The following is a 24589-nucleotide window of genomic DNA, read 5'->3' as shown; positions in this document are numbered from 1 at the left end:
GAACTTCTTCGCCCCAACTTCCCGGTATGGCCAGACCAACACGGGCCACCATCCAGCGGCCTTGGCAGGAGGCCGGTGCCAGACCCGCTCCCCGGGGCCGCACGGCCGTCGGTCAGCTGTCGGCTTCCGGGCCGCCCGCCTGCGGCGGTGCCGTTTCCAACTCCCGGTGTCTGTCGCCGTGATCGTCGTGCTGGACGAGGAGTGAGAGGAGCTCCGCCACGGTGAGGCCCGAGTCGGCCGGGTGGCGCAGGATGGTCCCCGCTTCGATGCGGTACGCGTTGGAGCGGCCTCGCCGTGTATGGGAGAGGTAGCCGCCTCCTTCCAGATCCGACACGATCTTCTGGACGGCGCGCTCAGTGAGGCGGCAGCGCGCGGCGATGTCCCGGATGCGGGTGGTGGGATCGTCGGCGATCGCGGCCAGCACACGGGCGTGATTGGTGAGGAACGTCCAACCGCTGTGTGATTCAGGTACTCCACCCATGTCTGCCAAGATAGGGGGTTTGATTCACGCTTTCAAAAGCCCGAACTGCATTTCCGGTATCTCTTGACGTACGACCCTCGCGAGCTGAGTCTGGAGGGGGCGGCCGCGCGCCCGGATGCCACGGAGAAGGTGCCATGCCAGAACCCGCACTTCCCACGCAGCCCACCCCGGGCGACGCAGTTCGTACCACGTGCTTCTGTCCGCCGCGCTCCGAGCGTGCGCAGTTGCTCGGCATCGCAGTCCGTCCCACGGACGACCGGACGGTCGTGGCGGTGACCGGCGAGGCCGGCATCGTCACCGAGCACGAATTGGAGGACGGTCTGCGCACGGCCCTCGACTCTTCGGTGCACGGTATCGACCTGGACCTGGACGGCGTCGACTTCTTCGACTGCTCCGGCCTCAACGCCCTGCTGCGCGTGCGCCGGTACGCCCTGGAGAGCGGCAAGAGCGTCACCGTCCAGCGCGCCAACGCCGCCGTGCGCAGGCTGCTTTCGGCAACCGGCCGGCTGTATCTGCTCAGCGTCCCGGCCGAGGCCCACGAGACCGGCCCCTCCGGGCCGCCCGACGATGCCGAGCAGGATCTTCGTACCGAAATCTGTCAGCTCCGGCGGGCCATGGAGACGCGGCCGGTCATCGACCTGGCACGCGGAGTCCTGATGGCCTCCTACAGCCTGGACGCCCAGGACGCCTGGAACGTCCTGGTCTCACTCTCCCAGAACACGAACACCAAACTGCATCTGGTCGCCGAGGAACTGGTCAGTGCCGTCAAGGGAGACTCGTTTCCGGAGCCGCTCAAGCAGCAGATGGCGGCGACGCTCGCCGGGCTGCAGACAGCCGGGGTGCCCTCGCCGGCGCGCCCCGACGGCGAGGGCTGAGTCCGGGGCGGCGAAAGGGACCGAGCTCGCCGGGTACCCGGCCGGGACGGACGCGTAACGCATGCCTTGCCGGGTACTCGCCGACCTCCGCACCATTCGCCGACAGAGGGAAGAGACGAGAGGATGAACGAGAACACCGACGTCGTGGAACTGCTCAAGGCGCAGCACACGCGGATCCGTGCACTGCTCGACGAGGTGGCGGCCGCCAAGGGCGACGAGCGCAAGCAGAGTTTCCAGGAACTCGTCCGCCTTCTCGCGGTGCACGAGACCGCCGAGGAGGAGGTTGTCCACCCCTTCGCCCGCCGGAGCATCAATGGCGGCGAACTCGTCGTCAAGGACCGGGTCGAGGAGGAGGAACACGCCAAGCGGGCGCTGTCCCAACTGGACGGGATGGACCCCGACTCCCCCGAGTTCCTCGACCTGTTCGCCGCACTGCGGCAGGACGTGCTGGCCCACGCGGACGCCGAGGAGCGCCACGAGTTCGCCCACTTCGCGCGGGTCGCCGACCGCTCCAAGCTGGAGAACCTGGCCCGCGCGGTCAAGGCCGCGGAGGCCCTCGCCCCGACCCGCCCGCATCCGGGCACGGACACCGCCCTGAAGAACATGGCGGTGGGGCCGGTCGCGGCGGTGATCGACCGCACGCGTGACGTCGTACGCAAAGCGATGGGCTAAGCCCGGCTCCGGCCACCGGGCCGACCGGGACACGCCTACACCGGGACACGCCGACCGGGACACGGGACGAGCGAAGGGCCCCCTTGTCCCGGTCGGCGCCAGGCCTGAGACAGCGGCTCACCGGGCGCGCCGTCTGCGCGTCGCCCTGGCCACGGCAGCGGCGCCCGCCGTGAGTGCGCAGGCGACGCCAGCCGGGTGGCGGGCCAGCGCGGCCTCGATTGACCGGCCCTGCGAGGCGTCGTCGAAGATGCCGTGAGCACCGTGGTCGGTGCCCTGTGGTCCGTCGACGGGTTCAAAAAGGGTTGCCGTCACCGGTCGGTGGCCGCCGCTCGGTCTGCTGGGAGTCGAAGCCGGTGCGGGCGAGACAGCGGTCGAGCAGGGCAGGCATGATGCGGTTGGCCCAGATGGGCGGGACGGGCCGGACGACGGTGACCCGGACACTGCTGCCGCGGTACAGCAGTTCGGTGCGCAGCGATGAGATGAAGCCGTTGATGGCGTGCTTGGCCCCGCAGTAGACCGACTGCAAGGGCAGCGACCGCTCCCCCAGCGCCGAGCCGACCTGCACGATCGTGCCCCGGTCCCGGGGCAGCATCCGGGGGTGCCAGTAAGAACGCTGTCACCAGCCGCAAACGGCTGGTCTACTCCGCCGACTTCGCAGGCCGGGGCAGTTCAGCTGCGGCCGTCGCCTCGGCGAGCGCGACCCGCCCGCCCTTCAGCTCGGGTACGTACTTGTGGATCGTGTTCCTGCTGACGCCCAGGAGCTTCGCGATGGACGTGACGGTGTTCCCCGGGCGGGTGAGCAGATCCCGGGCGTGACCCACCTGTTCCTCGGTCATGGCCGGCGGACGGCCCAGCCGGGCGCCGCGGGCGCGGGCGGCGTCCAGACCCTCGCTGGTGCCCTGCACGATGAGTTCGCGGATGAACTCCGCGAGGGCAGCGAATACGTGGAAGACCAGACGCCCACCCGGCGTGGTGGTGTCGAGCGCCTCGTGTAGCGAGGTGAAGCCGATGCCGCGCTTGCGCAGGCCGGAGACGATGGCGATGAGGTCCTGGATCGAGCGACCGAGCCGGTCCAGGGAAGGGACGACGAGGGTGTCTCCTTCGCGGAGATAGTCGAGCGTCTTCCACAGTTCCTCGCGATCAGCGTTCTTGCCGGACTTCTTGTCGGCGAAGATCCGGATACAGCCCGCTTCGGTGAGTGCGTGGATCTGCCGGTCGAGCAACTGTCCCTTCGTCGATACGCGGGCGTACCCCACGAGGGCACCGGTCCGTACGGCGGGGACAGGAGTCAGGAGATCGGCAGTGTCGTCGTCGGAAGCTGTCTGCACCCGCGAGATCGTACAGAAAACGGTGGGGTTCAGGTTCTTGAGCACGCCGACTTTCTGACACCGTTTTACGAGTATGATCCGCCGTCGATCCGGTCGCGAACCCCCGCTAATCGATCTTGCTCATCAATCGGTCGCTTCCGGACCACTGGTCGCTCCTTTCTCGCCACTTCTCAAGAGCGCTCCGGGTGGCGAAGGTCAGGGGGCGAATTGGGCCCAGCACTCGCTCGCTGTCGGGAAGGAGTTGCTCAAGGGCAGCCACGGCCCCGGACGGGTCGCCCGCCTCGCCTCGCAGAGAGGCCAGATCTCGCCGGGTGACAAGAGTTTCGCAGTGGTCCGGGCCCAGCACACGTTCCTGTTCGGCCAGCACCTCTGCAAGCGTGAACAGGTCGCGAAGCCGCAGGTAGCGGGCAATGAAGATGGTCTTCTGAGCGCGACCGACCTCCAGCATCGCCGCGTAGGTGGGGTGGGAGGCGTTGCGGGTGAAGCGGCGCAGGATCGCCTCGGTCGACGCGGTGCGGGTCCGGATCGCGGTGGCATACTTGATCATCTGGTCGTACTGCTGGGTGATGAGTTCCCAGCGGATCGGGCGGGTCAGCGCCGGGGTGAGCTGCGGGTAGGCGTCCGGTTCGCCGACCACGGGCCGGTACAGCTTGACCTTGTTGATCCGCTTGATGCGCGGCAGCAGGTCGAAGTTCAGCAGCCTCGTGATGCCGAACCCGATTTCCGACTGGCCATGACTGTCTGTGTAGTTGGCCTCGACGTCCATGGTGGTGCCGTGCCGCATCGCGCCCTCGACCATCGCGGCGACCTCGGAAGCGGTGCAGTTGATCAGCTGGGAGTGGATGGCCAGGGACTTCTTCTCCACGTGCCAGTAGATGAGCACCCCGCGGCCGCCGTAGCGCGAGTGCCACTCGGTGAACAGGTTCTGGTCGTAGGCCCGCACGTGGGTGGAGTCCGAGGCGACCGCGGTCGAGCCCTGGCCCCACAGCTCGGTGCTGCGGGCGGCGAAGGTGGCGTTTGCTATCTGGATAGCAATGGCGCGGGCGGCCTCGGCAGACAGGTAGCGACGGCGGACGTAGCGCAGTTCGTCCTCGGTGTGGCCGTGACCGCCGGAGGCGACGGCCTTGATCCCGGTGTTCGTGCCGTAGGCGTAGATCACCAGGAGCAGGCGCTCGGCCAGGACCTCCACCGAGAGGGAGCCGCCGCCGGAGACCGAGGTGACCGCGTCCAGGCAGCCGGTGCGCAGGACGGCCTCTTTCAGCATGTCGATGAGCGGCACGATGCCCCACCGGCGCTGTACCTCACCCTTGATCCTGCGCAGGTTGCGCGGCTCGGGCTGGGCCTCGGCCGGGGTCAGCCGGATCGCCCCGGACTTCCGCTCGGCGATGTCCAGCCAGCTCAAGCGCGGCATCCCATCGTTCAGCAGCGTCAGCTCGGTGGTCATCTGCTCGCGCAGGTCCTGGAAGGCGACGACCGCGTAGACCATGCGCACCACCCGGCGCCGACCCCGCTTGTCGGTGCGGTGGACGACCTCGGCCCAGTCCCCGCCCATCGCCTTGTGCACCGGCACCATCTCGCCCAGCGGGTAGTACGTGGTGTTGTCGGCCGCCGCGTACCGGACCACAGCGCCAACGCCTCGATCACCGGCCGGTGGGTGTGGTTGGACGAGCGGAACTCCAGCACGTCCAGCGGCCTGATCAGCCCGCGCCGGTAGTAGTTCGTGTACGACGCCTTCAACGTGGTCTGCACCGTGCGCCGGTAGACCGGGCCACGGGTCTTGAACTCGTGCACCAGCTCCCGCAGCGTCTGCTCTCCGCCGGAGACCGCCGGGTAGACGGCCTCGCGGACCGTGCCCTCCGGCTCGCCGATCGACGCCTCGGCGAGCTTGAAGAGGATGTTCTCCTTGCCCGACACCTTCTTGAACGCGTTGACCAACTGCTCGGTGACCTTCTTCTCCACCGCGCCCCGATCCGGTGCACCGTGGAGATCAGCAACTCGACCAGCGTGTCCGTGATCTCCCGCTCCCGCTCGTGCAGCAGCGTCACCCGCAGCGGCAGCGAGTGCGTGCGCAGATGGGAGGGGGAATCCACCGCGGCCCGCGCCCGCCACCCGGCCACCACCTTCGGCGCGACGTCGGCGAACAGGCCCGCCTGCAGCCCGACCGCCCGGACCGCGAGCAGCTTGTCGATCTCGGTGAGCATCGTCTCCAGGCTCACATTGCCCGGAGCCTCCTTGATCTTCCCCAGGACCAGCGGGCCGTCCTCGCCCTCACCGGCAACTCGAACCGGCCCCGAGGAAACCGACCGTGCTGCGTATAGAACTTCAGCAACACGGCGAAGCCCAGTCGCGTCGGACCACGCTTGCCGGACACAAGCGCCTGCTCATCCTTCAACAGCGTCCCGTGCTCGACCAGGTCGTCCAGGTCCAAAGAGGTACGGGCCACGATCGTCGATCGTCCTCTCGGGGCCTCACCCCGGGCAGCTGTACGACCCCGGACTCACCCACACGGGTGACGACCACGCAAGATCACCGCCGTTTGCGGCTGGTGACAGCGTTCTTACCGGCACCCCATCCGCCGCAGCGCGGACCGGGTGCCGTTGACGAAACCGAGGTACATCGCCTCCGTCGCCCGCTGGTATTCGTCGTACGAGATCTCCTCGAACCGCGCGAAGACCGTGCTGAACGCGCAGTTGATCCACACATCGACGGGGCCGAAGTGCTCCTCGGTAGCCGCGACGGCGGCTTCCACCTGGTCCGGGTCGGCCTCGTGCACCAGTGACCGGCCGCCGAGCGACTCGAACTCCCTGGCGGCGTCCATGGTGCAGGCCGGGTTCTGGGCCCGCAGGCCCGTGGTACCCGGAGGTGACGTAATCTCCGGTTCTCCGTCCGCCGTGACGTGGGCGTGGCGCTCGCCCCGGCTCAGTGGCGTCCGCCTCGGGAGCGTCGGCGGGAACGGGCTGTGGCTCACTCTTCGTCCTCGGCGCCGGGCCGGTCCTCGCGGTGCCGCCGCCCGGGCAGGAACTCCTGCATCTTGGCCTTCAGTCCCTGGCGGACCATGCCGACGCGGTCGCTGTCGCCCTTCAGGATCGACTCTGCCGCCGCTTCGATCTGGTCGAGGGTGGCGTGCGGTGGGATCGGCGGCACGGCGGGGTCGGTGGTGAAGTCGAGCACGCAGGGCCTGTCGGCGGCCAGAGCGGCCTGCCAGGCATCCTGGACCTCGCCGGGCTTCTCGATGCGCCTGCCGTCCAGGCCGATCAGGCGGGCGAAGTCGGCGTAGGGGACATCGGGGATGGACTGGGAGGGCAAGAACTGCGGTGCGCCTTGCATGGCGCGCATCTCCCAAGTGACCTGGTTGAGGTCCTGGTTGTTGAAAACGGCCACGATCAGGCGCGGGTCTTCCCACTCGCGCCAGTACTTGGCGACAGTGATCAGCTCGGCCATGCCGTTCATCTGCATGGCGCCGTCGCCGACCAGCGCGATCGCCGGCCGGTCGCCGTGCGCGAACTTGGCGCCGATGGCATAGGGCACCCCCGGCCCCATGGTGGCCAGGGTGCCGGACAGCGAGCCGCGCATGGCGCCGCGCAGGGTGAGGTGGCGGGCGTACCAGTTGGCCGCGGAACCGGAGTCCGCGGAGATGATGACGTTGTCGGGCAGCAGATCGCTCAGGGCGTGCGCGACGTACTCGGGGTTGATCGGGTCGGCGTCGACGGCGGCGCGCCGCTGCATGACCTGTCCCCAGCGCGAGACGTTCTTCTCGATCTGCTTGCGCCAGCTCTTGTGCGGGTTCGCCCTGAGGAGGGGCAGCAGCCGGTTGAGTGTCTCGCGGGCATCGCCGACGAGGTTGACCTCGAACGGGTAGCGCAGGCCGACCATGTGCGGGTCGATGTCGATCTGCACGGCCCGCGCCTGCCCGAACTCCGGCAGGAACTGGGTGTAGGGGAAGGACGAGCCGATGACGAGGAGGGTGTCGCAGCCCATCATCAGCTCGTACGACGGCCTGGTGCCCAGCAGGCCGATGGAACCCGTCACGTAGGGCAGGTCGTCGTCCAAGACGTCCTTGCCCAGCAGGGCCTTGGCGACTCCGGCGCCGAGCCGGTCGGCCACCGCCATGACCTCAGGGCGAGCACCGCGGGCACCCTGCCCGACCAGGATCGCGACCTGCTCGCCCGCGTTGAGCACCTCGGCGGCGCGCGTGAGTTCGTCGTCCGCGGGGACCGGTGCACAGCGCGGCATGCCCAGGCTGGAGGGCACCATCTTGAAGGCGTGCTCGGGCGGCGAGTAGGCCAGTTCCTGCACATCGGCGGGGATGATGACGGCGCACACCGACCGGCGGGCCATGGCGGTGCGCATCGCCCGGTCCAGCACGTTGGGCAGCTGCTCGGGGACGGTGACCATCTCGCAGAAGTCGGAGGCGACGTCCTTGTAGAGGCTCAGCAGGTCGACCTCCTGCTGGTAGGAACCGCCCATGGCGCTGCGGTTGGTCTGCCCGACGATCGCGACGACCGGAACGTGGTCCAGCTTGGCGTCGTACAGACCGTTGAGCAGATGGATGGCGCCCGGCCCCGAAGTGGCCGCGCAGACACCGGGCTTGCCGGAGAACTTGGCGTACCCGACCGCCTGGAAGGCTGCCATCTCCTCGTGACGGGCCTGGATGAACCGGGGGTTGTCGTCCGCCCGGCCCCAGGCCGCCAGCAGTCCGTTGATCCCGTCGCCGGCGTAGGCGAAGACATGCTCCACGTCCCAGTCACGCAGACGCTCGAGGACGTGATCGGAGACCTTCATCGACATGTTCGAAGACCTTTCCGGAAGGTTGCGTTCGAAGGCGCCGTCAAAAGGCGCCGTCAGGGGAGGCGCAGGTACCTGAGGGCGCTCCGGCCGGCCGCGGTCGCGGTGAGGGCGGCCGCGCCCGCGGTGGCCGTCGCCGTGCTCGCCGGACAGGGAGCCCCCGCAGGAGTTGTTGCCGATCATTCCGCCGAGTGCGCAGTGGCTGTGCGTGGAAGGGTTCGGCCCGAACTGGAGCCGGTGGTCGGACAGTTGCCGGTTGAGCTGGTCCAGGAAGATCCCCGGCTCGATCACACACGTGCGCCCGCCCGGATCCACGCGGACCAACGCGTCGCAGTACCTGGGCCAGTCGATCACCACGGCGGTGTTCGTCGACTGCCCCGCCAGGCTCGTGCCGCCACCGCGCGAAAGGACGGGGGCGTCGAAGCGCGCACACCTCGACGGCCTGGGCCCCGGCCTCGACGCTCCGGGGGACGACCACGCCGATCGGCACCTGGCGGTAGTTGGAGCCGTCGGTGACGTACGCGCCTCTGCTGCCGGGATCGAACCGGACCTCGGCGTCCACGGCCTCGCGCAGCGCGGCCTCCACCGCGGGCACGTCCACCGCTGGGGCATCGAGGGGTGTGCGCTTCATCAGGAGCAACCGCCTTCCCGGACCCGGCAGGGCATTGTGGCGTGAGGACGCCGTCAGTGGCGCCGACGCACTTGCGGGTACCCGTCTGTGCAAGGTGCAAGGGTGTCTCTTCACCCGCTCGTCGCACGGTCCTTGTCGGAATCGGCGCGGTTTCGCGCGGCGGGGCGGGCAGGCCGCGGATGTCCTGGCGTGGGCGGCCGTGGCAGCGCCCACGAGTCGGGGCGGGACAGGATGGAGCGCGGCACCAACGGACCGGCGACGAGCGCCGGTCCAGGCGAGGTTGTCGGCCTGCCCGCAGCTCTGGGAGTGAGCGACAACCCCGCCCGGTGGAGACGCACGGTGTGCAGGCGAGGTGCCGCGGGACTTCTCACCAGGTGATTCTGACGGCGCCGGTGGCGCCTACTCCCATGCCGAGCGTGCCGGCCTGACCGGCCGACCCACCGTTGCCCGCGCCGCTGGGCGGGTTACCGGCGGGAGCTGCCCCCGAGCCAGGGTCGAAGTGGGCGCTTTGCGGGTAGCGGGAAGGGCCCTGTTCCCCGCCTGCACCGCCGGCACCGCCGCCCCCACCGCCACCATTGTCCCCACCGCCGGTGCCACCACCGCCACCGGCCCCGCCAGTGCCGTAGCCGCCGTCTCCTGCGCCGCCGCCTCCGCCGCCCCCACCGCCACCGCCGCCGCCTCCGTTGCTGGAACCGCTTCCGGAGCTGCCCAAGTAGCCGGGCTGGCCCGAGTTGGCGTAGTTGATGCCGGCGTCGCCCCCGTTTCCGCCGCCGCCCCCGGCAGCTCCGCCACTGCCGGTGCTGCCCGGGGCTCCGCCGCGCCCGCCGCCCCCGGTGCCGGAACCACCATGGCCGTAACCGCCGGTGCCCGCGCCGGGGGTGCCGCCGGCGCCCCCGGTCGCGGCGGGGCTGCCGGGACTTCCGGGGCCGGGGCTGCCTCCGCCGCCGACGCCGCCCACACCCCCCGCACCGCCGACGCCTCCAGCGCCTCCCTTGCCGCCCCCGTCGCCGGCGCCGCCCCCGCCGCCTCCGCCACCGGCGATGAGGGTGGCGTCTTCTTCGGTGCTCGCGTTGCGGGTGTTTTCCCCGTAATTGCCGATGTGGAATGTCAGTGTCTGGCCCGCGGTGACCGGCATGGTGTCTCTGATGTAGGCGCCGGCACCTCCGGCGCCTCCCGCCGTCGTGTCGGACCCGGCTCCTCCGAAGCCTCCCGGTCCCCAGAGTTCGACGTTGATGACTTCCACGCCGTCGGGGACGGTGAACGTCTGCGGGCCGGTGGGGTCGGCGAGGACGTAGATATTGCTGGATCTGGTGCTGGGGGTGACGGGCCACCAGCTGGTTCCTTTGACCAAACAGCCGCTGTCCTGCTCTCCGGCGTCGGTGATTTTGGTGGCGGCCCAGGTGATGCCGGTGTCAAAGTCGCTCGGGAGGCTGCTCCAAGTGTTGGCGATGGCGGGGTTGTAGCTGCCCCAGCCGCCGTTCGCGTTGGAGGGGCCCCAGTGGTCCGGGCGGTAGGTGTCAGCGTCGAAGGACTCGCAATTGGGCCCGGAGAAGAACCAGATCTTGTTGTCGGCAGGTGAGTAGAGGGCCGCGTCGACCGAGGGGAAGGGGAATACGCTGCCGTTCTTGTCGCCGAAGTCGTAGCCGAAGACGTCCTTGATGGCGCGCGCCTGCGTGTCGGTGTTGCCTGCCTGTCCGGTGGGCTTGACGACGGATACCCGATAGCACTGGGCGCCTTGGAAGACGTAGACGCTGGAAGGGTCGGCCAAGCAGAGGGCGGCGTCCAGCGGCTTCGTGCCGTCGAGAAGAAGCGCGTCCTGCGTGTCGCTGAAGATGTTGGTGCCGCCGATCAGGGCGGTGAGGGTGCCGGTGTCGAGGGCGGTGTCGCCCAGCCACGGCTTGCCGGAGGCAGGGTCCCAGGCGTAGCGCTCGTAGGTGACTCCGCCGCTGCTGTGGGTCCCGCTCAGGCAGTACAAGCTGGGCGGTACCGGGCTTCCCCCGGTGCTGCTGTCGGCGCCCGGATAGGGCAGATGGCGACCCACGGAACATACCGCGTCGTACAACTTCATCGCTGTCATCGCTGAGGTCCTTTCGCTCCGGCCGAAGCATGCGATGCCCAACCGGGATCGCCGGGGCCCGCGATTCACGGCTCCGGCGTCATATGAGTTCCTCTCTTTCTATGTCGCAGTTCGCTGTCATCCCTCGGGAGTATCGAAGCCAGATCCTGTCAGCCAGGGCAGGTTCGCGGCCAGGGACCGGCTCCAGTGCGGCGAGGACGCGGGCCGAGTATCGAAGGCCGTGGTCGGGTTCTTCTCCGTTGTCGTCGGCCGCGCGGACAGCTGCGGACAGCTAGATCCGCTTCTCTGGAGGATGCGTGAGGGCCAGATGGGCCCGGAGGTCGGCAACCTCTCGTTGCAGTGACCGAAGCTGCTGGTACATGCCGTACAGATAGTGCGCCTTGGTGCGCAGCGTCAGCGGTTCGATCGGCTTCATGACGACGTCGGCCACACCGAGTCGGAAAGCCTCGGCGAACACGTCCTGGCGGATCCCGAAAGCCGTTATCAGGATGATGGGGATTCCTCGGGTCTGTTCGAGGTGCCTCATGTAGCGCACCACTTCCAACCCACTGACCCCCGGCATGCGTAAATCCAGTAAGACAAGGCCGACTTCGTCACGGAGGATGACCTTCAGCGCTTCCTCACCGCTGGACGCACTGATCATCTCGTACCCGAGTGGGGCCAGGGTGCTCTCCAGCGCGAACAGCGTGTCCACGTGGTCGTCGACGATGAGGATCTTCGGATCGTCCGACATGGCCAAGAGCCCCCCTTCTCCAGTAAGCACCGTATGCCCCTGACGGGTCACACGGTCCGTTCTGCCGGAAAAGACTCACTCCCGTTGTCCGGCAGGAAGCATCCGCCGTCATTCAACTTGTGTTGATGCCATCAGCCGAGTAAGGCATGCCGCAGGGACCGGCGACATCGAGCCGCACAGGTCCCTGCAGCGACGATGGCACCGGTTCTGAGCTCCCATGGAGGCAGGCACTCCCGCGCGTCGCCGGCCTTCATGGCTGTCCGGACAGCCGCGGCTCCAGGAGGAAGCAGTCACGGCCTTCCCGCGCCCAGTCTCCTCCTGATCGGGACGGATGGAGCCCGTATCGCCCGTATCGCCTCTGGGCAATCGTGAGTTCGGTGTTGGGGGCAGCACGCACGGGCCTGTGGCCGTATCAGCCAGGGCAGTGGAGGCGACTGCGGTGCGGTGCCACCATGAGCCCGTGATGGATGCACCCGTACGACACAGTCACGCGCGTCGCCAGAACTCATCAGCCGTGCGGCCCGGCTTGAATCCATTCGCTTGAGCCATCCATGCCGCCTGCTTGAAGCCGGATGCCAGCGAGTCCGGGTCGTGTGCGTCGCTGGCAAACGAAATGCCGCGCCCTTTCTCTTCGTACCACCAGCGGATGATGCAAGAATCCATGGGGACTCGCGTATTCATTTCGAGCACCCTCTCACTCTCCGCAAGCTCCCGGAGTACCACCCGATACTCTTCCTCGAAATGCGATACGTCATAGGGAATACCGTCACTTGGCCAGTACCGTACGGGGTAGTCGATATGCGCAAGGACCTGCATGTCGTCGAACTCTCTGATCATGATGATGACTTCCTCCAGGTAGGTACGGAGTCCGTCACCTGCCGGAACTTCGCCGTGCCCCCAGCAAAAGTCGCTCGCACCTCCACCGAATTGAAATGAATGCATCGATCCGAGTACGCGCTCAAATCTCCCGCGTCGCAGCAGGTCTCTTGCACGCTCGACGTGCCAGTGCGGCTCCCCCAGCTCGACGCCTGAAAGGATCCGCAGCTCAGGGAACATGTGCCTGCAGCGCTCCAGGCACTCAAAGTATCCTTCTAGATCGAGCTGCGGCGTGAGCAGGAAGCCATCTGACACAAATTCTTGCAGTTGATCAGGGATGGTAGCCCCCGGTGGAATTACTTGTGGCCCTAGATCTGCATGCTCGGTGAAGGCGATCGAAGGCAACCCCAACTCTGCCGCGCGGGCACAGGTTGATTCCATCGACCCCAAGTGGGCGTCCCAAGACCATTCACTGTGAACGTGATTGTCAGAGGGCAGCACGACGGTCCTCCTCGAACTAGTATGTGCATGAAGTGAGTAACTCTCGACGTCCACCATCAGGGCCGCCGTTCAATCCCCGCCGCAGAGAGTCGGAAACTCGCGCAGGCGCCACCGACGGCATCCCAGCAGATAGGTACCGAGATCCTCGGCCGCGAAGCGGTCTCGGTCCCAGGCCGGGGCTTCAGTGGCCGGGGCGTCACTGGGGGCGTCGCTGGTCGGCCCGGCCTGGCTGACGTAGCCGACCGCCTGGTGGTGAGCAGGTATCAACTGGAGCCCGCGCAGCTGGTAGATGCTGTCCTCGTAGGCGTCGATGATCTGCCATTCCTGCTGTCGAAGATTGAGCAGAACCAGGCCGTGGGTCCACCCCGTACCCGACACCAGCACGGGATAGCTGCGGTCCGGCACCGCCACTGCCCGCCAGCCCTCGACGCTCGCCTCCTCGGTTGCCGGAACTCGCCCGAGCAGCGCGCGCAGGACGTCGGGGAAGGTGAGCGTGCCGTACACGAACAGCGCCACCGGGGCGGGTGGCAGGGCTGCCAACCGGTCAGGACCGGTCCTGGGCCGGGGAACGGAAGCCGGAGACATGGGGCGGCTCACTCTCTATGAGTGCTCTATGAGTGCTCTATGGGTGGTCGGCGACGCGGCCCGGCTTTGGTCACAGCCGCTCGAAGCCGCGGATCAGCTCCCAGTCAGTGACGGCCGTCTCGGAGGCGGCGATCTCCACTCGGGCGGCGTTGACGTAGTGGTCCACCACGTCGTCACCGAAGGCCTGCCGGGCCAGGACCGACGCGTCGAAACGCTCCGCGGCCTCACGCAGGGTCGCCGGGAGCCTGGGTCGGTCGGACTCATAGGCGTTGCCGACCGCCATGGGTGGCAGCGCCAGCTCCGCGTCGATGCCGTACAGACCGGCGGCGATCATCCCGGCCAGCGCCAGGTACGGATTGGCGTCGGCGCCCGGCACGCGGTTCTCCACCCGCAGCGACGGGCCGTGCCCCACCACCCGCAGCGCGCACGTGCGGTTGTCCCGGCCCCACGTCATACGGGACGGCGCGAAGCTGCCTTCGGCGAACCGCTTGTAGGAGTTGATGTTGGGCGCGTACAGCAGCGTGAGGTCGCCGAGACCGACCATCTGGCCGGCGAGGAAGTGCCGCATGAGCGGGGACATCTCCGAGCCGTGCGGGTCGGCGGCGAGCACCGGTTCGCCCTGGACGGAACGGAGGCTGAAGTGCACGTGGCAGGAGTTGCCCTCGCGTTCGTTCGCCTTGGCCATGAAGGTGAGGCTCATACCCTCCTGCGCGGCGATCTCCTTGGCGGCGTTCTTGTAGATGGTGTGGTGGTCGGCCGTGGTCAGTGCCTCCTGGTAACGGAACACCACCTCGAACTGGCCGAGGTTGCACTCCCCCTTGGCGGATTCCACCACCAGCCCGGCGGCCACCAGTTCGCCGCGGAGGCGTCGCAGGAGCGGCTCCGCGCCTGCTGTCCCCAGCACCGAGTAGTCCACGTTGTAGTCGGTCGTGGCGGTGAGGCCGTGATAGCGGCGGCGGCGCGCCTCCTGATACGAGTCGTGGTAGGCGATGAACTCGAGTTCCGTGCCCACGTAGGCGACGAGTCCTCGCTCGGCGAGCCGGTCGAGCTGGCGCTGCAGGACCTGACGCGGTGACGCCTGCACGGCCTCGCCGTCGTGCCACCTCGCGTCGCAGAGCACCAGGGCTGTCCGGGGCTGCCAGGGCACGATGCGCAGGGTGGACAGGTCCGGCCAGAGCACGAAGTCACCGAAGCCGGTCTCCCACGAGTTGAGCTCATAGCCGGGTATGGGCCGCATCTCCACGTCAGTCGCCAGCAGGTACGCGCAGGCTTCGGCGCCGGCGTCGGCGATCTCGTCGAGGAAGTGCTGGACGTGGTAGCGCTTGCCCTGTAACCGGCCCTGCATGTCGGTCAGTGCCACGATGACGGTGTCGACCGCTCCGGTCTTGGCAAGGTCTCGCAGTTGGCTGAGGCTGAGCTGTGCTTGCATGGCGTCATCACCCGGTCAGGGTCGTGGTGGAAGCGATGGGAGGGCGGAAGGAAAACGATTCGGTGGCGGCAAGAATCAACCGAACGTAGGCCTCCGGTGGAACCGTGATCCGGATCCGGTCGGCCAAGGGTGAGCCGAACGTCCGGACCTTCACTCCCCAGCTTTCCAGCCACCGCGCGTAGGCGGGTCCCGGCGTGCGCACCAGTACGAAGTTGGCGTCCGATCGGTAGGCCGCAAACCCTGGAAACGCCGTCAAGCCCGCTTCCAACACGTGCCGTTGCTCCACTGTCACCTCGGCGATGCGCGCGAAGTCGTCATGGGCGTCCAGGCAGCGCGCCGCGTACTCGTCGGAGAATGCGCTGAAGCCGAGGTAGTCCGGGTCCAGGCCCAGCTGCTCGTGGGTACGCGGATCGGCGGCGGTGAACCCGATACGCAGGCCGGGAATTCCGTAGTACTTCGACATGGTGCGCACCAGCACGGTCGAGGGCATGCCGGCGAGGAGCTGCCCGATCGACCAGTCCAGGTTCGGCGCTGCTCCAAACCCGGCGTACGCCTGATCGACGATGCAGTATCCGGGGCTGGCAGCGACACTTTCCGCCAGTACCTTCAGCTCGTCGTCCAGGACCCTGCAGCCGAGCGGGTTCGACGGGGAGACGATCAGCGGCACCGGGCAGGCGAGGTGCTCGATCCGCCGTAGCAAGTCGGGCAGGTCGAGGACGTACCGGTCTCCCTGCTCCAGATAGCGGTACTGCTGGGTGCGGATCCCGTACCGGTGGGCGAGCGTGCCGTGGTAGTCCCAGCCCGGCTCGGGCAACAGCAGCGTGGCATCGGGTATGCGGGCAATCGCGGCGAAGATGGCCTTGAGCGCGGCCTCGGCGCCATGGTGCAGTCGGAGCTGCTCCGGTTCGCACCCGAACCGCTTGGAGAGGTGCGTCAGGAGCCGCGGGCTGGACTGGTACCGGCAGATGTCACCGGCACGCAGCCGCGGCCAACGCCGCGCATCGGCGATCGGATGCGGATGGAGAAATTCGTTGCGTGAACAGTCGATCGGTGCCGCCAGATGGGCGGCACCGGCTATCGGACGCGCTGTACTCGTGGAGTGGCTCTTCATAGTGCTCTTTCCGTGGGGCGGTGTACCCGAAGCGGCAGAGATGGACGGAGATGGGCAGGCCCCATCGGGAGGATCCACGCAAGGTGACAGCCGTGGGCATGGTCCCTGGAAGGATCACCACAGACACCGGGCTCGCTGCCATACGCCCAGCCTCTGACCCCCAACGCCCCCTGTTTCTCGGCCACTTGCAGATCAACTTGCCGAGAGATGTGGGTGGCGTCTCCATTGGAATGGCTAGGGCCGGCTTTAGGAAGAGGGTCCAGGTGGACAACGTGATGCACGCCGTACAACCTTGTGCGCTTGTGCGCTCGCTTCGGCGCACTGTCTCAACGACGGCATTTGCCACCGCGCGTACGCACGCTCCGCACTCTGGGGTGCGGCCGGCGGGACTCGCGTAACTGGGCAGCAGCTACGGCACCCGCAGCCCCGTCGCCCATCGTCGGCAACACGTCCGGGCCGCACAGGGCAAAGCTGGCTGCACCGCATTCTCGCCAGCCTGTCACCGGGGTGAACCGGCTTTCCCTGCTGTGCACCGCCGGAGGCTTCACTCACTCGGCCACGAAAGACGGGCTATCCGTGAAGGAGACACAGCGAAAAGACACCCGGGGCGATTTTTGGCCATGCCGGACGAAAAGCGTGTGGTCGAATTTGCGATGCGCGGGTTGATGTTTGATGATCGTCGCCGCATGGACGTTCCGGGCGCGCGCCGAGAAAGTGGCGTGCAAAATCCCATGCTCCGATCGATCCCGCAGCGGCAAGTCCCGCAATCACGCCAAGCTGCGGTGATTCCCACCCCCCTCTGATTTCGCTCACCTAGGAAAAGTCTGCATGTCCGCGCATCAGTTATCGGACCTCATACGCTTCGCCCGTAACAACTCGCCTTTCTACCAAGGCCTTTACGCGTCCCTGCCACCGAACGCCGATCGTCTTACCGACCTGCCGGTCGTGGACCAGCGGAAATTCTGGGTGGCCAACACCCCGCACGGCAACGGTGTCTTGACCGGACCTCTGAGCGAGGCGACGGTGTACCGGACCGGCGGCACCACCGGAGCCCCCAAGTTCTCCGTCTACACGCGCGACGAATGGCGCACCTTCGTGACCGCCTTCGGCCAGGGCCTCGTGGACGGCGGGCTGCGCGCGGGGCACCGCGTCGCCGACCTCTTCTACGTCGGTGATCTCTACGCCAGCTTCCTCTTCGTCCTCGACTCGCTGGCCCGCGCGCCCGTCGACAACGTCCGGCTGCCCATCGGCGGCGCCACCCCGCTCGAATCGACGGTCCCCGCCCTGCGGGACTTCGCGGCCCAGGTCCTGACCGGTACCCCGACCACGTTGTGCCGACTCGCCGAGTACGTGATCACCGCCGATCTCCGGCTCGATGCCGTGGAGTTGCTCCTCTTCGGCGGTGAGGCGCTCTTCGCGGACCAGCGCCGCCTGCTGGCCGCCGCGTTCCCGGGCGCGGAGGTCCGCTCCATCGGCTATGCGAGCGTCGATGCCGGCCTGCTCGGCCGCCCGGTGCCCGGCCCCGACCCCCGCGTCCACCGGGCCTTCACCCCGCACTCCGTCGTCGAGATCCTCGACGACAGCACCGGGGAGCCCATCGTCGAACCCGGGCGGCCCGGACGGGTCGTGGTGACCAGCCTCTTCCGGCGGCTCATGCCGGTCATCCGCTACCCGGCGGGCGACCTCGCCGAGTGGACCGATGCCCGGGCCGACCGCTTCCGTATCCTCGGCCGCGCCGAGGAGGGCGTGCGTGTGGGGCCCGTGTCGCTGTACGTCCAGGACGCGCAGGACGCCGTGGCCGCGGCGGACACCGAGGGCCGCGTCGTCGGCATGCAGCTGGTCGTCCGCCGCTGGGACGGGCGCGACGGGCTGGTGTTGCGGCTGGCCTCGGCCCCGGACAACGCCCTGGACGACCACGACCCGGACAACGGCTTGGACAACCACCCGGTCAACGCCCATGACGACGCCCCCGCCACTCATCAGGCGCTGGCCAAAGCCGTCATCTCCCAGCTGGAGGCGGCCCGGCCGATGTATCCGGACAGCATGCGCGCCGGATTCGTCCACCCACTGTCCGTGGAATGGGTGCGCCACCGCGATCTCGCCGTCAATCCGCGCTCGGGCAAGTTCGTCCGTGTCCTCGACGAGAGGCCGACCGCGTGACCGAGACCTCCGCGGGCGCCGGATTCCGCCGCCCGCTCATCCTGCGCAGCCCTGCCTTCGGCGCCGTATGGCTGGGTCAGGTGCTGACGCAGGCGGCCGTGCGCATGTTCCAGGTCGGCGCCTCGTGGTGGTTGGTCGCCTACGCCGTCGGCAGTGGACGCGGCCTTGCCTCCGGGCTCTTCATGGCCGTCAGTACGCTGCCCGCGGTGGCCCTCGCCCCTGTGGTGGCCCGTGTCATCGCGCGGAACGCCCGCCGGTCCGTGCTGCGGACCGCCGCCGGTCTCGCGGGCATCGCCGCGGCCGCGCTGGCCGCCTGGGCGTGGGCGGGCGGACTGCCGCCGGCCGCCGTGTACGCCGGAGCCCTCGCCCTGGCCACCTGCCAGGCCTTCTTCGACCCCTGCCTGACCACCTCGGTGCCCGAACTCGTCGACGACGAGGACATCGAGTCGGCCACCGGCTTCGAGCTGTCCACCCAGTCCCTGGCCGGCCTCTGCGGGGCGCTGTTCGGCGCTCTGCTGGTCGACCGGGTCGGCGTGGCCGGGCTCGCCGTCGGCTGTGCGACCGCCTACCTCGCCGCCGCGCTGCTCGTCGCCAGCGTGCGCTTCCGCACCGTCACCGTCACACCGCCCACCGACGAGACGCCCGCGCCCAAGGAACGTACCCTCTCCGCGATTCTGCACGGATTGCCCCACGTCCGCCGGATCCTGATCTGCTTCACGGCGGCCAACCTCTTCACCACCGCCGTCTTCGTGGTCATCCCGCTCTACACCCGCAATGTGCTGGGCGACGGCGGCGGCACCGTGGCCCTGTTGGAGGCGTCCTTGGGCGTCGGCACGCTGACCGGCGCCTTCATCGGTGCGCGGGTGCCCGGTCGGCCCACCGTGACCGGCGCGTACTGCCTGGGCCTGATGGCCGCTGCCCTGGCCCTGCCCGGCCTGACCGCCGACCGGCCGGTCATCGCCTGCTGCCTGGCCGTGGCCGGCTGCTGCGTGGGGGTCATCGGGGTCCGCTTCGTGGCCCTTTTCCAGCGACTGGTGCCGCCCGTCGACAAGCCGGGCTTCTTCGCCGTGATGCAGGCCGTGCTGGGTGCCACCTTCCCGGTGGCCTCGCTGCTGTTCGGCGTGGCCGGGGACCAACTCGGGGTGCAGGCGCTCTGTTTGGCGCAGGGCGCCGGTCTGGTCCCGGTCGCCTGCGCGCTGGTCCTGCTGGGCCGTGGCGATCCGTTGCTGGCCGCGCACCATCCGGCCTCCGGCAAAGGCGCGGGCACGGGCACGGAACCGGAGGCGGAGGCGGATGCCGGGCATCCCGACACCCGTACCAGCCGTACGTCCGAGAGCGCGGGCGATGTCCGGTGAGTGCCCTGATCGCCCCGGCCACCCACGCCGACATCGCCGAGCTGCGCCGGCTCTACTACGCCGTCTATGGGCCGAACTATCCCGCGGCCCTCGGTACCGATGCCGCCGAAATGGCGCGCCTCATCCAGGACCCCAGTTCGTTCTGGCTGATCGCACGCTGCCAGCACACGGGAGTTCTGACGGCGTCGGCCGCCGTCCGCAGTGAACTGAGCAGCCGAATCGGTCGGCTGGAAGGCCTTGTCGTGCATCCCGACCACCGCGGCGAGGGCCTGGCCGCGGTGCTCACCGGGGCCCTGTGTGACGGGACGCTGGAAACCGGACGGCTGGACTCCGTCTACGCCACGGTCCGCACCGTCACCGCCGGACCGCAACGTGCCGTCGCGCGCAACGGCTTTCGGCCGCTGGGCATCCTGCCCAACGCCGTGGACCTCAGCAGCCGCGAAAGCCTCGCCCTATACGTACGCCATGGCGCGGGCGTACTCGACCGTCGCGTCCCCGTACCCGAGGTGCCCGCCGCGCTGCTCCCGCTCCTGAACACCGTCGAGCGCGGCCTGGGAATCAGCTACCGCGGCACCCGCCCCACCGACCCGCTCCCCCGGGCCGGGCGCGGATCGGCCGAGCGCGGGTCGGCCGAGCGCGGATCGACCGAACGCGCGTCGGCCGAGCAGTTGGAGATGATCGAGGCCCCCGCCTTCGTCCGTCGCCGCTTCCGCGAACGCTTCCCCGACGTGGCCGGCTGGTTCTACCCGTTGCACACCCCCAACGTGCTGGTCACCCCCGGCGACGGGCGGTTCGAGGTCTACGCCTACCTCAACCGCACCGGAGGCTACTGCTCGCTCCTGAACGCCTACCCCGACCCCGCCGGTGCTGCCGCCTGCCTGGACTCCGTCACGCGAGCCCTGACCCGGGCCGGTGCGGGCTATGTGGAGGCGCTGGTGCCGCTCGCACACCACGGAGCACTGTCGGCCTTCCTGTCCCAGCGTTTCACCGCAGGCGCCCTCTATCCGGCGATGCGCGCGGACGACGACGGCTTCCACGACTACGTCGTCCTGTCCCGGTCCACCGAGCGGATCGATCTCCGCGGCGTCTCGATCGAACCATCGCTCCAGCCGTACGTGGACTGCTACCTGTCGGCCTGGCTGCCCGCACCCGAGGCCGTCTGCTGACGTCCTCATCGCCTCAGGGGCGGGATTCCTGTCTGCCGGACTCCCGTCTGCCCGGACCCGGCCCTACGGCACGGATATCCACGAAGGAACACAAGGAACACAAGGAACACGATGAACCCCCACCTCGCCCCGGTCGGCGTCCCCGACCCGGCCCGCCTGCCCCATGTGCAGCAACTGTGCGATCTGGCCGACCCGTACACCTGCGGGCCCGCCGAGGACGAACTCTTCGCCGCCGCCATGGCGGAGATCAACGCCTGGCACGCCGAACGCTCCCCGTTCTTCCGCTCGCTGTACGAAGCGACTCCCCCGGCCCGGCCGTACCGCGCCCCGCTGGTGCACGCCACCTTCTTCAAACGCCACGAGGTCACCTCCATCCCGCGCGACGAGGTCACCCTGCACCTGACCTCCTCCGGCACCACCGGCCAGAAGTCACAGATGTTCTTCGACGACTGGACCATCCGCTCCGCCCAGCGCATGGTCGCCCGGATCTTCGACCGCAACGGCTGGATCACCCCGGACCAGGACGTCAACTACCTCCTGTACAGCTACGAACCGGCCCCCGCCCTCAACCTCGGCACGTCGTTCACCGACAACTACCTGTGCGACTTCGCCCCGGCCCGCAGCATCGCGTACGCCCTGCGCAGCACCGGCGACGGTGACGGCGACGGGCACGAGTTCGACCCCTTCGGCTGCATCGCCGCGCTGCGCCGCTTCGCGCGGGACGACGCCCCGGTCCGCGTCCTGGGCTTCCCCGCCTTCCTCTACTTCACGCTGGAGCGGATGCGCGCGATGGGTCTGCCACCGCTGCGGCTGCCCGAGGGCTCCCTCGTCGTGCTCGGCGGCGGCTGGAAGGGGCACGCGGACCGGCGCATCGGCAAGAAGGAGCTGTACGGCCGCGTCAGTGAGCAGCTCGGCATTCCCGGTGACCGCATCCGGGACACCTTCGGATCGGTCGAGCACTGTGTCCCGTACATCGAGTGCGACCGCCACCGCCTGCACGCCCCCGTCTGGTCGCGGGTGACCATCCGCTCCACCCGCACCCTGGAGCCGCTGCCCTCCGGCGAGATCGGCTTCCTGCACCTCGTGTCGCCGTACATCACCTCCGTACCGGCACAGAGCGTCGTCATGGGCGACCTCGCCTCCCTGCACCCCGGCGACACGTGCCGGTGCGAGCTGAGCACCCCCTGGTTCACCGTCCACGGCCGCGCCGGAGTGAGCCGCAACCGCAGCTGCGCGGTGGCCGCCGCCGAACTCCTGAAGGGAATGTCGTGACCGTGCACAACGTCGATGAACACCATTACTGGCAGGGCGACTTCATCGGCGACGAGGAGGCGGAGCGCCGCCTCGCCGACCTGCCCGCCAGGGTGGAGGCCGCGCTCGGCACCCCGCTGGAGACCGAGACCGTCCTGGCCGCCTGCGACGCCCTGGCCACCGCCCTGGGCACCGCCGACCTGGGCAGCGCCGCCCTTGGCAACGCCCTCGGCAGCGCGCAGCACCCGGTGCGCGCCCGGCTCGCCCGCCACCTGCCCGCCGAGGAGGGCCCCGCCGTCCTGGACGAACTCGCCGCCTGCCTGGAACGCGGCGGGCTGACCCGCAAGCTGCGCCGTGAACTCGGCGGTATCGCCCCTGGCCGGCTGAATCGCCCCGACGCCCGCGAGACCGTCTACGAGGCCTGGGCTCCCGTCGGCCTGGTCGCCCACATCGCCCCCGGCAACGCGGCCACCGTCGCCCCGCTCAGCCTCGTCGAGGGCCTGCTCGCGGGCAACGTCAACATCCTCAAGACCAGCGGCGGCGACACCTCGTTCGCCGCCGCGCTGATGGCCGAGCTCGCCGGCCTGGACACCACCGGCACCCTCGCCGACCGCATGATCGTGCTGCGCTTCCCCTCCTCTCGGCAGGAGTGGTTGCGACTGATGTGCGCGCCCGCCGACGCCGTCGCGGTGTGGGGCGGCGAGGGTGCCGTCGACGGTGTCGCAGCCCACGTGCCGCCGGGCTGCCGCCTGGTGGAGTGGGGCCACCGCATCTCCTTCGCCTACCTCACCCGCGACGCCTGGCAGGACGGCGGCACGCTCAAGGCCCTCGCGGACGATGTGTGCCAGTACGACCAGCAGTCCTGCTCCAGCCCGCAGGTGGTCTACCTGGACACCCGGGACGAGCGTGACGTGCACGCCTTCGCCGAGCGCTTCGCCGCCGTGCTCGCCGCCACGCCCCCGAGTGACGACGGCCCGGACCACGCCGAGCAGGCCGAGTTGAGCACTACCGAGCTGATGGCTCGGCTGGAGGAACACCTCGGGCTGACGCGGGTGTTCGCCGCCCCGGACGGCTCGTGGCGGGTCATGGCCGACACCCGGCCGGCCCTCACCGCCTCCCCGCTCTACCGCAGCGTCTGGGTCAAGCCGCTGCCGCGCGAGCAGCTGATCGCCACCCTGCGCCCCATGCGCCGATACCTGCAGACGGCGGGCCTCGCGGGCACCCGGAACGACATCGCGGAACTCTCCCGTACCGTCCTGGCCGCGGGCGTCACCCGGGTCACGCCGGTGGGTGCCATGCTCCGCAGCTACGCGGGCGAACCGCACGACGGCGTCTACGCGCTCCAGCGCTACAGCCGCCGCGTCGCGGTCCAGGCCGACTCCCGGTTCACCACCGCGGCCTGCCTGGACGAGCTGGCCCGGCCCGTGCTTCTCCCGCCGCTCGGCGGACGGCTGCTCGGCAAGGAAGAGGTCCAGGAACTCAACCGGCATGTCTCTCGGGCCGATGCCGAGCTGTACTTTCACAGCGGCGGCTCCACCGGCGCCCCGGCGCTGTCCCTCTTCAGTTACGACGACTACGACACCCAGATGTATGCCGCCGCCCGCGGGCTGCTCGCCGCCGGGTACTCCCCGGCCGACGACCGTACGGCCAACCTCTTCTACTGCGGCGACATGTACGGCGGCTTCATCAGCTTCTTCTCCGTCCTGGAACGCCTCGGCGGCATGCAACTGCCCCTGGCCGCCGGGCCGGATCACCGGGCCATAGCCCAGGCCCTGATCGCCCACGAGGCGGACACCCTGTTCGGGATGCCCTCCTACCTGTGGCAGCTGCTGCACACCCAATCCGACGCCCTGCGCGCCTACGGCGGCATCCGGAAGATCTTCTACGGCGGGGAGCACTTCACTGACGAGCAGCGGCGCACATTGCAGGACACCTTCGGCATCGAGGTCGTCCGGTCGATCGCCTACGGCAGCACGGACCTCGGGCCGCTCGGCTACCAGTGCGTGGAGAGCACCGGCGGCGTGCACCACCTCCACGCCGACCTGCACACGATGGAAATCCTCGACACCGCCGAAGACCGGCCGGTACCGCATGGGGAGACGGGCCGCCTGGTCTTCACCACCCATGCCCGGCGCGGCCAGCAGTTGAGCCGTTACGTCATCGGCGACCTCGGCCGGGCCGTCCCCGGCCGCTGCCCGTGCGGCAGCCACGCCCCCCGCTTCGAATTGTGCGGCAGGCTGGGCGACGTCATGCGGGTGGCCACCTTCTCGCTCAGCCACCGCCGCTTCGTGAGCATCGCCGAGGAGCGGGGCCGCTACACCGGCGAACTCCAGATCCTGCTCGCCGGAACGGGTGCCCGCGAACGGCTCACCGTCCTGGTGGAACGGTCCGGCGGGCAGGATCCGGAACGGCTGAAGGAAGCGTTCCTGGCCAGCTATCCGGAGCTGCGTACGGCGGCGGAGCAACAGCTGCTCGACCTCGAGGTCGAGGCGGTGCACGGGGCGTCCCTGCACCGCAGCCCGACCAGCGGCAAGCTGCGCTCCGTGGTGGACACGCGTCGGGGCCTTGCGTAGGCGCGATCCCGTGACCGAACGGTGAAAGGTGACCCGGCCCGGCCTGGAAGGGGCCGGGCC

The 24589-nt window shown here is 69.1% G+C and carries 20 protein-coding genes and 1 pseudogene; 7 read left to right on the top strand and 14 right to left on the bottom strand.

Going from position 1 to position 24589, the window contains the following annotated elements; translation table 11 throughout:
- Positions 1 to 112: 112 nt before the first annotated feature.
- Positions 113 to 481, bottom strand: coding sequence for a helix-turn-helix domain-containing protein (locus tag ACIBKX_RS33585; protein ID WP_363275912.1), 369 nt, complete (start codon positions 479 to 481; stop codon positions 113 to 115).
- A gap of 224 nt (positions 482 to 705) precedes the next feature.
- Here ACIBKX_RS33585 and ACIBKX_RS33580 point away from each other — a divergent pair, with 224 nt between their 5' ends.
- On the top strand, positions 706 to 1356 hold the full coding sequence (locus ACIBKX_RS33580; RefSeq protein WP_363275911.1) for an ANTAR domain-containing protein: 651 nt from the start codon (positions 706 to 708) through the stop codon (positions 1354 to 1356).
- Between the two features lie 123 nt (positions 1357 to 1479).
- Positions 1480 to 2028, top strand: coding sequence for a hemerythrin domain-containing protein (locus ACIBKX_RS33575; protein WP_363275910.1), 549 nt, complete (start codon positions 1480 to 1482; stop codon positions 2026 to 2028).
- Between the two features lie 292 nt (positions 2029 to 2320).
- Here ACIBKX_RS33575 and ACIBKX_RS33570 read toward each other — a convergent pair whose 3' ends face one another.
- The 13 genes and pseudogenes from ACIBKX_RS33570 to ACIBKX_RS33510 all read right to left on the bottom strand — a co-directional run bounded on the left by ACIBKX_RS33570 (position 2321) and on the right by ACIBKX_RS33510 (position 16024).
- The gene (locus ACIBKX_RS33570) at positions 2321 to 2620 is read right to left on the bottom strand and encodes an SDR family NAD(P)-dependent oxidoreductase (RefSeq protein ID WP_399376781.1); all 300 of its coding nucleotides are present in this window, start codon (positions 2618 to 2620) and stop codon (positions 2321 to 2323) included.
- Between the two features lie 46 nt (positions 2621 to 2666).
- Complete coding sequence (locus ACIBKX_RS33565) at positions 2667 to 3320, bottom strand: recombinase family protein (RefSeq protein WP_363275922.1); 654 nt, start codon at positions 3318 to 3320, stop codon at positions 2667 to 2669.
- A 142-nt stretch (positions 3321 to 3462) separates the two neighbouring features.
- Complete coding sequence (locus ACIBKX_RS33560) at positions 3463 to 4800, bottom strand: Tn3 family transposase (protein ID WP_363275909.1); 1338 nt, start codon at positions 4798 to 4800, stop codon at positions 3463 to 3465.
- Entirely contained in the window at positions 4797 to 5315 is a 519-nt protein-coding gene (locus tag ACIBKX_RS33555) for a hypothetical protein (RefSeq protein ID WP_363275908.1), read from the bottom strand. Before ACIBKX_RS33555 ends, ACIBKX_RS33560 begins: the two co-directional genes overlap by 4 nt.
- Positions 5316 to 5913: 598 nt before the next feature.
- Positions 5914 to 6324 (bottom strand): SDR family NAD(P)-dependent oxidoreductase, encoded by a 411-nt coding sequence (locus tag ACIBKX_RS33550; RefSeq protein WP_363275907.1) that lies wholly within the window; start codon positions 6322 to 6324, stop codon positions 5914 to 5916.
- Positions 6321 to 8144: a thiamine pyrophosphate-requiring protein gene (locus ACIBKX_RS33545; protein WP_363275921.1), complete on the bottom strand. Its 1824-nt coding sequence runs from the start codon at positions 8142 to 8144 to the stop codon at positions 6321 to 6323. The genes ACIBKX_RS33550 and ACIBKX_RS33545 overlap by 4 nt, the downstream gene beginning before the upstream one ends.
- Before the next feature lie 150 nt (positions 8145 to 8294).
- Positions 8295 to 8772: pseudogene (locus ACIBKX_RS33540) on the bottom strand (FAD-binding oxidoreductase); the annotation flags it as partial.
- Positions 8773 to 9139: 367 nt separating this feature from the next.
- Positions 9140 to 10849 carry a hypothetical protein gene (locus ACIBKX_RS33535; protein ID WP_363275906.1) on the bottom strand — a complete coding sequence of 570 codons (1710 nt, stop codon included), beginning with the start codon at positions 10847 to 10849 and terminating at the stop codon, positions 9140 to 9142.
- 271 nt (positions 10850 to 11120) lie between these two features.
- Entirely contained in the window at positions 11121 to 11582 is a 462-nt protein-coding gene (locus tag ACIBKX_RS33530; RefSeq protein WP_363275905.1) for a response regulator, read from the bottom strand.
- Between the two features lie 486 nt (positions 11583 to 12068).
- Complete coding sequence (locus ACIBKX_RS33525) at positions 12069 to 12899, bottom strand: PHP domain-containing protein (RefSeq protein ID WP_363275904.1); 831 nt, start codon at positions 12897 to 12899, stop codon at positions 12069 to 12071.
- Between the two features lie 69 nt (positions 12900 to 12968).
- Positions 12969 to 13415: a gamma-glutamylcyclotransferase family protein gene (locus ACIBKX_RS33520; RefSeq protein ID WP_363275903.1), complete on the bottom strand. Its 447-nt coding sequence runs from the start codon at positions 13413 to 13415 to the stop codon at positions 12969 to 12971.
- A gap of 139 nt (positions 13416 to 13554) precedes the next feature.
- The gene (locus ACIBKX_RS33515; protein ID WP_363275902.1) at positions 13555 to 14913 is read right to left on the bottom strand and encodes a glutamine synthetase family protein; all 1359 of its coding nucleotides are present in this window, start codon (positions 14911 to 14913) and stop codon (positions 13555 to 13557) included.
- 7 nt (positions 14914 to 14920) lie between these two features.
- Positions 14921 to 16024 carry an aminotransferase class I/II-fold pyridoxal phosphate-dependent enzyme gene (locus ACIBKX_RS33510; protein ID WP_363275901.1) on the bottom strand — a complete coding sequence of 368 codons (1104 nt, stop codon included), beginning with the start codon at positions 16022 to 16024 and terminating at the stop codon, positions 14921 to 14923.
- Positions 16025 to 16852: 828 nt separating this feature from the next.
- On the opposite strand from ACIBKX_RS33510, the gene ACIBKX_RS33505 reads away from it, so the two are divergent.
- The 5 genes from ACIBKX_RS33505 (at position 16853) to ACIBKX_RS33485 (ending at position 24529) form a co-directional block, all read left to right on the top strand.
- Positions 16853 to 18184, top strand: a complete 1332-nt coding sequence (locus tag ACIBKX_RS33505) for a phenylacetate--CoA ligase family protein (RefSeq protein WP_363275900.1) — start codon at positions 16853 to 16855, stop codon at positions 18182 to 18184.
- Positions 18181 to 19539, top strand: a complete 1359-nt coding sequence (locus tag ACIBKX_RS33500; RefSeq protein WP_363275899.1) for an MFS transporter — start codon at positions 18181 to 18183, stop codon at positions 19537 to 19539. Before ACIBKX_RS33505 ends, ACIBKX_RS33500 begins: the two co-directional genes overlap by 4 nt.
- On the top strand, positions 19536 to 20705 hold the full coding sequence (locus tag ACIBKX_RS33495) for a GNAT family N-acetyltransferase (RefSeq protein WP_363275898.1): 1170 nt from the start codon (positions 19536 to 19538) through the stop codon (positions 20703 to 20705). Before ACIBKX_RS33500 ends, ACIBKX_RS33495 begins: the two co-directional genes overlap by 4 nt.
- Before the next feature lie 111 nt (positions 20706 to 20816).
- Positions 20817 to 21977, top strand: a complete 1161-nt coding sequence (locus ACIBKX_RS33490) for an acyl-protein synthase (protein ID WP_363275897.1) — start codon at positions 20817 to 20819, stop codon at positions 21975 to 21977.
- A complete protein-coding gene (locus ACIBKX_RS33485; RefSeq protein ID WP_363275896.1) occupies positions 21974 to 24529 on the top strand; it encodes an acyl-CoA reductase in 2556 nt (851 codons plus the stop codon). The genes ACIBKX_RS33490 and ACIBKX_RS33485 overlap by 4 nt, the downstream gene beginning before the upstream one ends.
- Positions 24530 to 24589 lie beyond the last annotated feature (60 nt).

This window comes from Streptomyces sp. NPDC050658 (assembly GCF_044457025.1).
Classification (GTDB): Bacteria; Actinomycetota; Actinomycetes; order Streptomycetales; family Streptomycetaceae; genus Streptomyces.
Note: the sequence above shows the minus strand (reverse complement) of the source record. Positions and strands in the feature narration are given on the sequence as shown.

Bases quoted from the DNA above. Each gene is read 5' to 3' on its own strand.
- ACIBKX_RS33515 (WP_363275902.1), bottom strand. From the start codon at position 14,913: ATGCAAGCACAGCTCAGCCTCAGCCAACTGCGAGACCTTGCCAAGACC.
- ACIBKX_RS33505 (WP_363275900.1), top strand. From the start codon at position 16,853: ATGTCCGCGCATCAGTTATCGGACCTCATACGCTTCGCCCGTAACAAC.
- ACIBKX_RS33490 (WP_363275897.1), top strand. From the start codon at position 20,817: ATGAACCCCCACCTCGCCCCGGTCGGCGTCCCCGACCCGGCCCGCCTG.
- ACIBKX_RS33535 (WP_363275906.1), bottom strand. From the start codon at position 10,849: ATGACAGCGATGAAGTTGTACGACGCGGTATGTTCCGTGGGTCGCCAT.
- ACIBKX_RS33545 (WP_363275921.1), bottom strand. From the start codon at position 8,144: ATGTCGATGAAGGTCTCCGATCACGTCCTCGAGCGTCTGCGTGACTGG.
- ACIBKX_RS33530 (WP_363275905.1), bottom strand. From the start codon at position 11,582: ATGTCGGACGATCCGAAGATCCTCATCGTCGACGACCACGTGGACACG.
- ACIBKX_RS33570 (WP_399376781.1), bottom strand. From the start codon at position 2,620: ATGCTGCCCCGGGACCGGGGCACGATCGTGCAGGTCGGCTCGGCGCTG.
- ACIBKX_RS33585 (WP_363275912.1), bottom strand. From the start codon at position 481: ATGGGTGGAGTACCTGAATCACACAGCGGTTGGACGTTCCTCACCAAT.
- ACIBKX_RS33575 (WP_363275910.1), top strand. From the start codon at position 1,480: ATGAACGAGAACACCGACGTCGTGGAACTGCTCAAGGCGCAGCACACG.
- ACIBKX_RS33560 (WP_363275909.1), bottom strand. From the start codon at position 4,800: ATGACCACCGAGCTGACGCTGCTGAACGATGGGATGCCGCGCTTGAGC.
- ACIBKX_RS33510 (WP_363275901.1), bottom strand. From the start codon at position 16,024: ATGAAGAGCCACTCCACGAGTACAGCGCGTCCGATAGCCGGTGCCGCC.